Origin of the sequence: Rhizobium sp. BK602 (assembly GCF_014195095.1) — a bacterium.
Taxonomy (GTDB): domain Bacteria; phylum Pseudomonadota; class Alphaproteobacteria; order Rhizobiales; family Rhizobiaceae; genus Rhizobium.
Map to the genome: position 1 here is coordinate 665,123 of NZ_JACIBC010000001.1, position 12,950 is coordinate 678,072.

At 60.5% G+C, this 12,950-nt stretch carries 14 protein-coding genes; 12 read left to right on the forward strand and 2 right to left on the reverse strand.

All coding sequences use genetic code 11. The features are described from left to right. Nucleotides 1-74: 74 nt before the first annotated feature. Nucleotides 75-926, forward strand: coding sequence for an AraC family transcriptional regulator (locus FHX11_RS03205; RefSeq protein ID WP_184354974.1), 852 nt, complete (start codon nt 75-77; stop codon nt 924-926). Nucleotides 927-975: 49 nt separating this feature from the next. Here FHX11_RS03205 and FHX11_RS03210 read toward each other — a convergent pair whose 3' ends face one another. Beyond that, entirely contained in the window at nt 976-1,602 is a 627-nt protein-coding gene (locus FHX11_RS03210; RefSeq protein ID WP_184354976.1) for a glutathione S-transferase family protein, read from the reverse strand. A 119-nt stretch (nt 1,603-1,721) separates the two neighbouring features. Then, nucleotides 1,722-2,936 carry an NADP-dependent isocitrate dehydrogenase gene (locus FHX11_RS03215; RefSeq protein ID WP_184354978.1) on the reverse strand — a complete coding sequence of 405 codons (1,215 nt, stop codon included), beginning with the start codon at nt 2,934-2,936 and terminating at the stop codon, nt 1,722-1,724. A gap of 304 nt (nt 2,937-3,240) precedes the next feature. On the opposite strand from FHX11_RS03215, the gene FHX11_RS03220 reads away from it, so the two are divergent. The 11 genes from FHX11_RS03220 (at nt 3,241) to ttcA (ending at nt 12,868) form a co-directional block, all read left to right on the forward strand. Further along, nucleotides 3,241-3,759 carry a hypothetical protein gene (locus FHX11_RS03220; RefSeq protein WP_184355796.1) on the forward strand — a complete coding sequence of 173 codons (519 nt, stop codon included), beginning with the start codon at nt 3,241-3,243 and terminating at the stop codon, nt 3,757-3,759. 110 nt (nt 3,760-3,869) lie between these two features. Continuing rightward, nucleotides 3,870-4,712, forward strand: a complete 843-nt coding sequence (locus FHX11_RS03225) for an RNA methyltransferase (RefSeq protein WP_184354980.1) — start codon at nt 3,870-3,872, stop codon at nt 4,710-4,712. Continuing rightward, on the forward strand, nt 4,693-5,493 hold the full coding sequence (gene murI / locus FHX11_RS03230) for a glutamate racemase (protein ID WP_184354982.1): 801 nt from the start codon (nt 4,693-4,695) through the stop codon (nt 5,491-5,493). The genes FHX11_RS03225 and murI overlap by 20 nt, the downstream gene beginning before the upstream one ends. 2 nt (nt 5,494-5,495) lie before the next feature. Next, nucleotides 5,496-5,960: a GNAT family N-acetyltransferase gene (locus tag FHX11_RS03235; RefSeq protein WP_184354984.1), complete on the forward strand. Its 465-nt coding sequence runs from the start codon at nt 5,496-5,498 to the stop codon at nt 5,958-5,960. Nucleotides 5,961-6,063: 103 nt separating this feature from the next. After that, entirely contained in the window at nt 6,064-7,209 is a 1,146-nt protein-coding gene (locus tag FHX11_RS03240) for an alpha-hydroxy acid oxidase (protein ID WP_184354986.1), read from the forward strand. Between the two features lie 130 nt (nt 7,210-7,339). Next, nucleotides 7,340-8,857 (forward strand): ATP-binding protein, encoded by a 1,518-nt coding sequence (locus FHX11_RS03245; RefSeq protein WP_184354988.1) that lies wholly within the window; start codon nt 7,340-7,342, stop codon nt 8,855-8,857. A gap of 68 nt (nt 8,858-8,925) precedes the next feature. Continuing rightward, nucleotides 8,926-9,261 carry a hypothetical protein gene (locus FHX11_RS03250; protein ID WP_184354990.1) on the forward strand — a complete coding sequence of 112 codons (336 nt, stop codon included), beginning with the start codon at nt 8,926-8,928 and terminating at the stop codon, nt 9,259-9,261. Between the two features lie 3 nt (nt 9,262-9,264). Next, the gene (locus FHX11_RS03255; protein ID WP_184354992.1) at nt 9,265-10,089 is read left to right on the forward strand and encodes a nucleotidyl transferase AbiEii/AbiGii toxin family protein; all 825 of its coding nucleotides are present in this window, start codon (nt 9,265-9,267) and stop codon (nt 10,087-10,089) included. Nucleotides 10,090-10,313: 224 nt separating this feature from the next. After that, nucleotides 10,314-10,931 carry a 30S ribosomal protein S4 gene (gene rpsD, locus FHX11_RS03260; protein WP_184354994.1) on the forward strand — a complete coding sequence of 206 codons (618 nt, stop codon included), beginning with the start codon at nt 10,314-10,316 and terminating at the stop codon, nt 10,929-10,931. A gap of 72 nt (nt 10,932-11,003) precedes the next feature. Then, nucleotides 11,004-11,933, forward strand: coding sequence for a glutaminase (locus FHX11_RS03265; RefSeq protein WP_184354996.1), 930 nt, complete (start codon nt 11,004-11,006; stop codon nt 11,931-11,933). Between the two features lie 62 nt (nt 11,934-11,995). Continuing rightward, nucleotides 11,996-12,868 carry a tRNA 2-thiocytidine(32) synthetase TtcA gene (ttcA, locus tag FHX11_RS03270; RefSeq protein ID WP_184354998.1) on the forward strand — a complete coding sequence of 291 codons (873 nt, stop codon included), beginning with the start codon at nt 11,996-11,998 and terminating at the stop codon, nt 12,866-12,868. Nucleotides 12,869-12,950: the final 82 nt, after the last annotated feature.

The following is a 12,950-nucleotide window of genomic DNA, read 5'->3' on the forward strand; positions in this document are numbered from 1 at the left end:
ATGCCCGAAACTCAGCAGGATTTGTCAAATCGGGATATGGTTCCTTGGGGCCGATCGATTTGCAGGGGGCTGATATGAACGGCAAAACGGCATGGGCGCTCTACGAAACCCGTCTGCGGCGGGTTTCGGCCTATATCCACGAGTCTCTGGATGAAGAGCTGGATATGGAAAAGCTTGCCGGGATTGCCTGCATGTCCAGCTATCACTGGCACAGGATCTACAGGGCAATCTATGGCGAGACGGCGGCTGCCACCGTCAAGCGGCTGCGGCTGCATCGTGCCGCCGGCGATCTCGTGAATACCCGTCTATCCATCGGCGACATTGCAAAGCGGTCGGGCTATCCCAACCTCCAATCGTTCAACCGCATCTTCAAATCCGTCTACGGCATGCCGCCGGCGCGATATCGGAATGAGGGAAGCCACACGATCTTCGAACCCAGCACCCAAGGAAGGATCACGGTCATGTTCGACGTTACGCTTCGCACCATTTCCCCGATGTCACTGGTCGGTGTCGCTCATCGCGGCTCCTACATGCAGATCGGACAGGCATTCGAAACCTTGTTCGGCACGATCTTCGCCCGTGGTCTTGCTGCGCCGGATATGCGGATGATCGGTGTCTATCTCGACGATCCCGATGTCGTGGAGGCCGACAAGCTGCGGTCTTATGCCTGCGTCACTGCCGGCGGGACCGTCGCTGCCGATGCGCCGCTGGAGCGCCGCTCGCTCGAGGGCGGTGATTATGCCGTGCTACGTCACCGGGGTCCCTATGCAAACATGCACAAGGCCTATCAATGGCTCTATGCGCAATGGTTGCCGGCTTCCGGACGGCAGCTGCGCGATACGGTCATGTTTGAGGAATATATCAACAATCCGCGCGACGTCGCGCCTGCGGAGCTGTTGACCGATATCTATATGCCACTCCAATAGCGGCATATAGTTTGATCTGTTGAGGATTCCCCCTTAACGCCTTGTATTGTCAGGCATTAGCCGGCTTCGGCATGGCTGCATTGTCAATCTCGTTGCCGCGGCGGTAGGCGTCGCGGTCGCTGATCCGGCTCCAATAGTCGATGAAGGCCGGGCGCTTTTCGATCGTCCCGAAATTCAGCCCATAGCCAACATGCGAGCCGACATAGACGTCTGCTGCGGTAAAGCGGTCGCCGGCGATGAAGGGCGAGGTCGTGACGGCATGCTCCATGGCATCGAGCACATTTGCGAAGCTGCCGCAGCCGGCCATGCGCAGGCGTTCTGGCGGCACTTCGAAGCCGAGGGCACGATTGGTGATCGCCATCTCGAACGGCCCCGCCGCAAAGAACATCCAGCGGAAATAGCGGCCGCGTTCGGCTGCCGTTGGCGCGAGGCCGGCTTGCGGAAAGGTTTCGGCCAGATAGGCGCAGATGGCCGCACCTTCGGTGACGATGGTATCGCCATGCTTGATGGCCGGCACCTTGCCCATGGGGTTGAGCGCAAGATATTCCGGCGCCTTCATCGTCGTGCCGTAGTCGAGATATTCGGTGCGGTAGGGCTGGCCGGTTTCCTCCAGCATCCAGCGGGCGATGCGTCCGCGCGACATGGGGTTGGTGTAGAAAACGAGTTCATCGGCCATTTCTCTCTCCCTTTTGTTGCGCGCATTCTTGCCACCGGTTCGCCACGGCGGCAAGATTCCGCGCAAAAGAAAACCCGGCGCTGAGGCCGGGTTTTCGCATCCGCTTATGTCGGCAAGGCTTAAGCAGCCATGGCCTTCTTGAGGTTCTCGTCGATCTTGTCGAGGAAGGCAGTGGTCGACAGCCACGGCTGATCGGGGCCGATGAGCAGCGCCAGGTCCTTGGTCATGTAGCCGGCTTCGACGGTATCGACGCAGACCTTTTCCAGCGTGGAAGCGAACTTGGCGAGTTTGGCATTGTCATCGAGCTTGGCGCGATGCGCGAGGCCGCGGGTCCAGGCGAAGATCGAGGCGATCGAGTTCGTCGAGGTTTCCTGGCCCTTTTGATGCTGGCGGTAGTGACGGGTGACCGTGCCGTGCGCGGCTTCGGCTTCGACCGTCTTGCCATCCGGCGTCAAGAGAACCGAGGTCATCAGGCCGAGCGAGCCGAAGCCCTGGGCAACCGTGTCGGACTGGACGTCGCCGTCGTAGTTCTTGCAGGCCCAGACATAGCCGCCGGACCACTTCAGCGCCGAGGCGACCATGTCGTCGATCAGGCGGTGTTCGTAGGTGATGCCGGCTTCGTCGAACTGAGCCTTGAACTCGTTCTGGTAGACTTCCTCGAAGATGTCCTTGAAGCGGCCGTCATAGGCCTTGAGGATGGTGTTCTTGGTCGACAGGTAGACCGGCCACTTGCGCATCAGGCCGTACATCATCGAGGCGCGGGCGAATTCGCGGATCGACTCGTCGAGGTTGTACATGGCCATGGCAACGCCGGCGCCCGGAGCGTTGAAGACTTCCTTCTCGATGACCGTGCCGTCTTCGCCGACGAACTTGATGGTCAGCTTGCCCTTGCCGGGGAACTTGAAGTCGGTGGCGCGGTACTGGTCGCCGAAGGCGTGACGACCGACGACGATCGGCTGCGTCCAGCCCGGAACCAGGCGCGGAACGTTCTTGCAGATGATCGGCTCGCGGAAGATGACGCCGCCGAGGATGTTGCGGATCGTGCCGTTCGGGCTCTTCCACATTTCCTTGAGGTTGAATTCCTTCACGCGAGCTTCGTCCGGCGTGATCGTGGCGCACTTGATGCCGACGCCGTACTTCTTGATGGCGTTGGCGGCGTCGACGGTGACCTGGTCGTTGGTGGCGTCGCGGTTTTCGACGGACAGATCGTAATAGTCGATATCGATATCGAGGTAGGGGAAGATCAGTTTTTCTTTGATGAGCTGCCAGATGATGCGAGTCATTTCGTCGCCGTCGAGATCGGCAACGGGGTTAGCGACCTTGATCTTCTTCATGCTTCTGCCTCGTTTAAGCTGTTGGGACCGGACGGTCCGGTGAATGATATGAAATCCCGAGGGGCTATAGCACCGCAAGTCCGGAACGCAAAGCCGATAGAGGCGCCAAAAGGGCGTTTTTGCAGATCACAGCCGCTTGAGCGCACGGATGCGCTTTTCCCGACCGGGCCATTGCCAAAGCGGAGGATGCGGCTAATGTCGCGCGCATGCTTCGCTGATTATTATGGATTTTATCATGCAGAAAATTGCCGCCGCCGCTTTTCTCTCGGTTTTCCTGCCTCTCTCGTTCGGTGTCGGGCCGGCTATGGCGGCCGATGTGACGACGCCGGTCAAGGCGGTGATGGATGCGACCGTTTCGAACTGGGCTGGCGGCGACAGCGACTGGCAGGATATTTTCGACGAGAACACGCTGGCCGACCGCTACAGCAAGGACTTCATCGCCAAATACAAGGCGGCGGCGCAGTTTCCCGCGGCCGACGAGGACGGCATTTCGCCCTTCGATTACGATGTCATCGTCGGCGGTCAGGATGCCTGCCCGCTGCAGGACCTGAACATCGCCCCGCAGCCGCCGAAGGGCGATGCGACGGAAGTGATCGCGACCTTCAAGAAATTGGCCTGCCAGGGTTCGGACGCCGACTCCCAGGCGACGACCACCGTGCGTTTCGAGGTCGTTCAGGAGGGAGGCAAACCGGTTATCGACGACATCATCACCGTCGACGAAGGCGGCCAGTCCAATTCCCTCAAGGGCGTGATGCAGGATATCGTCAAGCAGCAGCAACAGCAGCCATCCGACCAGCAACAGAAGCAGCCGGATCAACAGTAGACCGGCCGACAGAGGCTTCCCCCGCTCAAAAGCCTTGCCGATCGCCGCCTGTCTCGTTATTGCGACCGTGATTTTCGCGGTATGATGATCCGCGCATGGGGAAAAGCGTCATGGCTGGCACGAATAGCGAGCGTCAACTTCTGGCCGAAGGGCCGGCCGTCATTCTGGTCGAGCCGCAGATGGGCGAGAATATCGGCATGGTGGCGCGCGCCATGGCGAATTTCGGGCTTGCCGAGTTGCGTCTCGTCAACCCGCGCGACGGCTGGCCCAACGAGAGGGCGCAGGCGACCGCCTCCAAGGCCGATCACATCATCGAGGCGACCAAGGTCTACGACACGCTGGAACAGGCGATCGCCGACCTCAACTTCGTCTATGCGACGACGGCGCGCGAGCGTGACGGCTTCAAGCCCGTGCGGTCGCCGGTGGTTGCCGCCGAGACTCTTCGGGCGAGGTTCAAGGCAGGCGAAGGCACCGGCATCCTCTTCGGCCGCGAGCGCTGGGGGCTGACGAACGAGGAAGTCGCATTGGCCGACGAGATCGTCACCTTTCCCGTCAATCCGGCCTTCGCTTCGCTGAACATCGCCCAAGCCGTGCTGCTGATGTCCTATGAATGGATGAAAACCGGGATGGAGGATGTCGCCGCCGTGCCGTTCCAGGCGATGGAGCAGCGGCCTTCGACCAAGGAGCAGCTCTTCGGTCTGTTCGATCAGCTCGAGGAAGCATTGGATGCGCGCAACTATTTTCATCCCGCCGGGAAAAAGCCGAAAATGGTCGACAATCTGCGCGCGGTCCTCTCGCGCCGGGCGTTTACTGAACAGGAAATCAGCGTCTTGCGCGGGGTGATCTCGTCCCTCGACCGCTTCACGCGCAAATCTCCGCGCGGCAGTGGCTCGCATCCAAGATCCTCAAGCGCACCCAAGGAAATCCCAAGCGATGATAGCAGCAGCGAATGAGCTGAAACCGGTCCTCGTCTTCGATTCAGGCATTGGCGGTCTCACCGTGCTGCGCGAGGCGAGGGTGCTGATGCCGGAGCGCGGTTTCATCTATGTCGCCGACGATGCCGGCTTTCCCTATGGCAGCTGGGAAGAGGAGGGGTTGAAAGCGCGCATCGTCGATCTCTTCGCCAGGTTGCTGACCGAATACGATCCCGAGGTCTGCATCATCGCGTGTAGCACGGCGTTCACGCTGGCCGGTGCAGCCTTGCGTGCCGCCTATCCGCAAATGACCTTCGTCGGTACCGTGCCGGCGATCAAGCCTGCGGCGGAGCGGACACGCTCAGGCTTGGTTTCGGTGCTGGCGACGCCGGGCACCGTCAAGCGTGCCTATACGCGCGAGCTGATCCAGTCCTTCGCAACGCAATGCCATGTCCGGCTCGTAGGGTCGGAAAACCTGGCGCGCATGGCGGAGGCCTATATTCGCGGTGGTGCCGTCTCCGACGAGGCCGTGCTTTCCGAGATCAGGGAATGTTTCGTTGAGAAGGACGACCACAAGACGGATATCGTCGTGCTTGCCTGCACGCATTATCCCTTCATGGCCAATATTTTCCGCCGGCTCGCGCCTTGGCCGGTCGATTGGCTCGATCCGGCCGAAGCGATCGCGCGCCGCGCCCGCAGCCTGGTGCCGCAGGTGGCCGATGCCGTGCATCCCGACAATTTCGACTTTGCGATCTTCACCTCCGGCGCGCCGGATTTTCCCACCCGGCGGCTGATGCAGGGTTTTGGGCTCAAGGCTTGACGATGGCTGATAAAATTTCATTGCGTAAACTCGATCTCGCGGACATGCCGGCAGCCGCGGCCGTCCATCGCGCATCCTTCAATGAACGGCTGCCGACGCTCGCCGGGCTTCATACGCCGGAAGAGGATGTCGGCTTCTGGACTGCGGTCGTCTACAAGGATTGCGAGATCTGGGGCGCGGAAGAGGACGGTCGCCTGGTGGGCGTGATCGCCTTTCTCGAAGACTGGATCGATCAGCTCTATATTCTGCCCGAGGCCCAGCGACGCGGCATCGGCACGCGCCTGCTCGATGTCGCCAAGTCGACCTATCCGGTGCTTTCGCTCTGGACATTCGAGCGAAATGAACCGGCCCGCCGCTTTTACCTGAAACACGGCTTCTTCGTTGTTGACGAGTCGGACGGGGCAGGCAATGAGGAGAAGGAGCCCGACGTGCTCTACAAGTGGGAAGCGCGGTTGCATCGGCTGTAGCGCCGATATCGAACCGCGCCGCATGTGAGCTTATCGGTGATATTGGGGAGGACGTATTGAATGGCTTTTGAAGATCGTTGCAGTTTCGCTCTCGAGGCAAATCATGCGCCTTACTGATTGCCATAATTTCCATGATTTTCGCGCCTTGGCCAAAAGCCGTCTTCCAGGACCGATCTTCAACTATATCGATGGCGCCGCCGACGACGAAGTGACGCTGCGGCGAAACACGGCGAGCTTCGAAAGCTGCGATCTCGTTCCCAACGTCCTGCGCGGCGTCAGCGAGATAGACATGTCCGTCACCGTCATGGGACAAAAGCTCGCGACACCCTTCTACTGCTCGCCGACGGCCTTGCAGCGCTTGTTTCATCACGAGGGCGAAAATGCGGTTGCGGCCGCGGCCTCGTCGCTCGGAACCATGTTCGGTGTCTCCTCGCTCGGAACCGTCAGTCTCGAGGAAATACGCAAGAAACATGCGGGGCCGCAGGTCTACCAATTCTATTTTCACAAGGACCGCGGACTGAACCGGGCGATGATGCAAAGGGCGAAGGAGGCCGGCGTCAACGTCATGATGCTGACGGTCGACAGCATTACCGGCGGCAATCGCGAGCGCGATCTTCGCACCGGTTTCTCGATTCCCTTCAAGCTCAATCTCGCCGGCATCGCACAGTTCGCCATCAGGCCCGGCTGGGCGTTGAACTATCTCACGCATGAGAAATTCCGGCTGCCGCAGCTTGATGAGCATGTGGACATGAGCGGCGGCGCCATGTCGATCGGCAAGTATTTCACCGAGATGCTCGATCCGTCGATGAACTGGAACGACGTTGCGGAAATGGTGAAGCATTGGGATGGCCAGTTCTGCCTGAAGGGCATCATGTCGGTCGAGGACGCCAAGCGTGCGGTCGACATCGGATGCACCGGCATCGTGCTGTCGAACCATGGCGGGCGGCAGTTGGACGGCTCGCGTTCGGCATTCGATCAGCTGGCGGAAATTGTCGATGCCGTCGGCCATCGCATCGACGTGATGATGGATGGCGGCATCCAGCGTGGAACGCATGTGCTGAAGGCGCTCTCGCTCGGCGCCAAGGCCGTTGGCATCGGCCGCTTCTATCTCTACCCGCTGGCGGCTGCCGGTCAGGCAGGGGTGGAGCGGGCGCTCAGGCATCTGCGCACGGAGATCGAGCGCGACATGAAGCTGATGGGATGCACCTCGGTCAGTGAACTGTCGCGGGCCAACTTGCGCTTCAGATAGACCGCACAATCGCCTGTGGGTTTTTTCAATCCACGGGCGCGAAGCTTTGAAATCTTTGCTAGACCGTGGCGCGTCCTTTCGGAAAGATGGGACGCATCCGCGATTGATTCTTGAGAATAGGGGAAGTGCATTGCAGGTCGGCATCGACATGGGAACGGCGTCCGGCGGGACCAGCGCCCAGCTCGATATCGAGGAGCTGCTGGCCACCCGTCTGCTCGTGCAGGGCAATTCCGGTTCCGGGAAATCGCATCTCTTGCGCCGCTTGCTGGAGCAATCAGCGCAATGGGTGCAGCAGGTCATCATCGATCCCGAAGGCGATTTCGTCACGCTGGCCGACAAGTTCGGCCATGTGGTGGTCGATGGTGAGCGCACCGAGGCTGAGCTTGCCGGCATCGCCAACCGCATCCGCCAGCATCGCGTCTCCTGCGTCCTGACGCTCGAAGGGCTCGATATCGAGCAGCAGATGCGCGCCGCTGCCGCCTTTCTCAACGGCATGTTCGATGCCGAGCGTGAATATTGGTATCCGGTGCTGGTCGTCGTCGACGAAGCGCAGATGTTCGCGCCCTCGGTTGGCGGCGACGTCTCGGAAGATGCGCGCAAGATGTCGCTCGGTGCCATGACCAACCTGATGTGCCGCGGCCGAAAGCGTGGCCTTGCCGGCGTCATCGCCACGCAACGTCTGGCGAAGCTTGCCAAGAATGTCGCGGCCGAAGCCTCCAACTTCCTGATGGGGCGCACCTTTCTCGATATCGACATGGCGCGCGCCGCCGACCTGCTTGGCATGGACCGGCGGCAGGCTGAGATGTTCCGCGACCTGAAGCGCGGCAATTTCGTAGCACTCGGCCCGGCTCTGTCGCGTCGGCCGCTGCCGATCACCATCGGAGCGGTTGAGACCTCGGCGCGCTCTTCCAGCCCGAAACTCATGCCGCTGCCGGATGCGCCGGAGGATGTCGAGGATCTGATCTTTACGCCTGACCCGGAAGAGTTCACGCGACCCGTCGTGCGCCGCGCCACGCCGGCACCGCGTCCGACGACCGATATTCTGGCCGAGTTGTCCCGGTCGATGCCGGCCGCCAATACGGCTCCGGCGGAGCCGAAGACCAGCCAGCCGGAACTATCGAGCGAGGATCGCGAGGCGCGGGTAGGCGCGGTTCTGTCGGAAATCCTCGATGATCCGGCGTCGGGTTTCCGCACGGATTCAGTGCTTTATCAGGAGTTTCTTGTGCGGCTGCGCATGCGCCGCGTTCCCGGTGCGCCGATGAGCCTGTCGGAATTCCGCCGTCGCGTGGCGATCGTGCGTTCCGGCGCGGATGAGGAGGTCATGGCGACGGACCGGTGGGCGACGGCGATTTCGCTGTCTTCCAGGGTTACCGACGATCTGCAGGGCGTTTTCCTGATGCTCGCCAAGGCGGCCATCTGTAGCGAGCCTTGCCCTTCCGATGCCCGCATCGCCCGCGCCTACGGCACGCATTCTGCCCGCCGCGCCCGGCGACTGCTCAGCTATTTCGAGGAACAGGGCAGCGTCGTCGTCCACACGGATTTCTCCGGCAAGCGCGTCGTCGCCTTCCCGGACATGGACTGCCAGACCGCGCCGGGCGACGCCAATGCGGCCGATGTCGAGGGCGGCGAGCAGGCGGCGGCGGAGTAATCAGGCGCGGGGCGCTGTTGATCCGTATCCCGGATACGCTTATAATCATCCCCTCAGGAGATGGTGTCATGGCTGCGCGTGATAGAATCCAACGGTATAGGGAAAGTGGTGGAGCGTCCGACCTCGTAAGGGTGGAAGTTCTTGTTCCGGCTGCGCGTCGTCATGATATTCTGTCGCACGCGGCTGAAATGCGCGCCGAACATAGGCAGAGAAAAGAACGTCTGCAGCAGGATATCGAAGACGCGCTCAGTCGCTACGGAGTGCGGCTCCTTGATAATATTGATTTGGATCGGCTGCCGGAAGTGGCGCAGAAGGTGAAGGTGATCGCCAAGGCTTTGATGGAGCGAGGCGATGCCCGTGCCTTTGCCATGGGACGCCGTATGCTTGCCGAGGTCGAGCGATAAGCGATGGCGCTGACGAAACTGCAAAAGGAGATCATGGCTTCCATCGCGAAAAATCGCTCGGAAACCAGCTATGTCGCCGGTGGGCTGGTTCTGAATATGAATTGGCCCCGTCTGTCTGACGACATCGATATTTTCCAAGATACCGACGACGAAATCGGTCCTACCGCCGAGCGCGATATGGAAACGCTGCGACACGACGGCTTCCGTGTTTATGTCGAGGTCAATGTCTATGGCTGCGTCGAGGCGGAGGTTTCTAAATCGCAGGAGAATACTCTCATCCAATGGATGAGTGAATCTCGAACCCGTTTTTTCCCGCTTGTTCGAGATGAGGAGTGGGGAGCCAGGCTTCACCCCGCGGATCTCGCCGTGAACAAGGTTCTGGCGGCATCTACCCGGACAAAGCCGCGAGATTTCGTCGATTTGTTGATGATCGACGAAAGATTGTCTCCGCTTGGTGCGGTTGTCGTGGCAGCTTCGGGAAAACCGCCGCATTATTCACCAATCAGGATAATCGATGAAATTCGGCGCAGAGGGCTATCGATTTCGACCGAGGATTATGATTCCGTGAAAGGTCTTCCGGTCGATTTGACGGCTGGCATTATCCGCGACAAACTTGTCGAGGTGCTGGATAGGGCGGAGCGTTACACCCGATCTGTGCCGGCGGACATTGTCGGTCTGCTTGCAGTCAATGCCAGCGGCATACCTGTTCAGATCTCAGCTCTGGGCGAGGGGGGCGTGCAGTTTCGAAAGGCGACTTCCGAGCCCGAGTTGATGCCGTCGTTGCCGGATGTGCCGGATGAATGGCGTGGCTTGGGTAAATTGGGGTGAAGCCGTGCATCTTGCCAATCCTGCTGTTGACATTTTCATGACGACCCCTTACAGACCGCGCCAACGCCGGGCAGAAATGTCCGGTGTTTCATTGACATGTCCCGTGGCTTCGTCCGTTCGCTAACGTGAGAAGCCTGTCAGAGCTCGAAACCGGAGTTCAGAGGAGGGCGTGTTTCCTTCGCGGTTCGGCAACGGGCCGCCATAACACTTTGAAAGGAAATACGATGAGCAAGCGCGAATCGTCCAAGTACAAAATCGACCGCCGTATGGGCGAAAACATCTGGGGCCGTCCGAAGTCCCCGGTCAATCGTCGCGAATACGGCCCGGGCCAGCACGGCCAGCGCCGCAAGGGCAAGCTCTCCGACTTCGGCGTGCAGCTGCGCGCCAAGCAGAAGCTGAAGGGCTACTACGGCGATCTGCGCGAAAAGCAGTTCCGCGCCATCTTCGCAGAAGCCGACCGCCGCAAGGGCGACACCTCGGAAAACCTGATCGGCCTGCTCGAATCGCGCCTCGACGCGATCGTCTATCGCGCCAAGTTCGTTCCGACGGTCTTTGCTGCCCGTCAGTTCGTCAACCACGGCCACGTCACGGTCAACGGCGTTCGCGTCAACATCGGTTCCTACCGCTGCAAGGCTGGCGACGTGATCGAAGTTCGCGAAAAGTCCAAGCAGCTCGTCACCGTTCTGGAATCGGTCGCTCTGGCTGAACGCGACGTTCCGGACTACGTCGAAGTCGACCACAACAAGATGGTTGCCACCTTCGCTCGCGTTCCGACCCTCGGCGATGTGCCGTACCCGGTCGTCATGGAGCCGCAGCTGGTCGTCGAATTCTATTCGCGTTAATAAGCGGATAACTTTCTTGATGAATGAAAAAGCCGCTCATTTCGAGCGGCTTTTTTGTCTCTGGAGCGCCTTATGACGGATTTGCAGGCAATTCTCGATGACATCCATGCGGAGCTTTCGCCGCGCATCGGCGAGGGCAAGGTTGCCGATTATATTCCGGAACTCGCCAAGATCGATCCGAACCAGTTCGGCATGGCGATCGCTACCGTGAACGGTGACCTCTACAGCGTCGGCGATGCCGCGATCCCTTTTTCCATCCAGAGTATTTCCAAGGTCTTCATGCTGACGCTCGCGCTCGGCAAGGTGGGTGAAAGCCTGTGGACACGGGTCGGACGCGAACCGTCGGGCACGGCCTTCAATTCCATCGTCCAGCTGGAGCGCGAAGAGGGCATACCGCGCAATCCCTTCATCAATGCGGGCGCGATTGCCATCAGCGACGTGGTGCTGGCGGGACATGCACCGCGCGAGGCGATCGGCGAATTGCTGCGCTTCGTGCGCTACGTCGCTGACGACGAGACGATCACCATCGACGACAAGGTGGCGCGTTCGGAGACGCAGACCGGCTACCGCAATTTGGCGCTTGCGAACTTCATGCGCGCCTATGGCAATCTCGATCATCCGGTCGAGCATGTGCTTGGCGTCTATTTCCATCAATGCGCGCTGTCGATGAGCTGCCAGCAGCTCGCCAAGGCGGGGCTTTATCTCGCGGCGCGCGGCAGCAATCCGATCACCGGCCATTCCGTCGTCTCGCCGAAGCGGGCGCGGCGCATCAATGCGCTGATGCTGACTTGCGGCCACTATGACGGCTCCGGCGATTTCGCCTATCATGTCGGCCTGCCCGGCAAGAGCGGCGTCGGCGGCGGCATCATGGCCGTGGCGCCGGGTATCGGTTCGATCGCCGTCTGGTCGCCGGGGCTGAACAAGGTCGGCAATTCGCAGCTCGGCGCGGTGGCGCTGGAAATGCTGGCGGCGCGCACGGGCTGGTCGGTGTTCGGCGATTGAGACCCATGTCTTCCTGCCGCGCTTTCTGCTATCAGCGTGGCAAAGCCTGAGGGATGACGAGAATGAACATCGCGACGACAGTGGCGGACGAGCTTGATATCGACACGGAAGACGGCGGCAGCGCCGTTCATCCGCTGTTTGCCGATGCACCACGGTCGGTCTCCTTCAACAAGCTGCGCAAGCGCCTGCTGCGGCAGGTACGCCAGGCGCTCGACGATTTCCAGATGCTGAACGGCCAGAAGCGCTGGCTGATCGGCCTGTCCGGCGGCAAGGATTCCTATGGGCTGCTGTCGATCCTGCTCGATCTGAAATGGCGCGGCCTGCTGCCGGTGGAGCTGATCGCCTGCAATCTCGATCAGGGCCAGCCGAATTTCCCGAAGCATGTCCTGCCGGACTATCTGACGAAGATCGGCGTCGAGCACCGCATCGAATATCGCGATACCTATTCCATCGTGAAGGCAAAGGTGCCGGAGGGGGCGACCTATTGTTCGCTCTGTTCGCGCCTGCGCCGCGGTAATCTCTATCGTATCGCCCGCGAGGAAGGCTGCGACGCGCTGGTGCTCGGCCATCATCGCGAGGATATTCTGGAGACCTTCTTCATGAATTTCTTCCATGGCGGCCGGCTTGCGTCGATGCCGGCGAAGTTCCTGAACGACGAGGGCGATCTGATGGTGCTGCGCCCGCTCGCCTATGCTGCCGAGGATGACCTCGCCAAATTCGCCGTCGCCATGCAATTTCCGATCATTCCCTGCGATCTCTGCGGCTCGCAGGACGGTTTGCAGCGCAATGCGATGAAGGAGATGCTGGCCGATATCGAGCGCCGCATGCCGGGCCGCAAGGATACGATGCTGCGGGCTCTGGCGCATGTGAACCTGTCGCATCTGCTCGACCCGAAGCTGTTCGATTTTGCCGCGCTGATGGCGCAAAAGCCGTGAACCGCCTCGTCCGGTTTTAAATCTGCGCTTTCACCACATCTCTGTCATCGAATCGGGCATAAGAGAGTTCTTCTCCAGACCC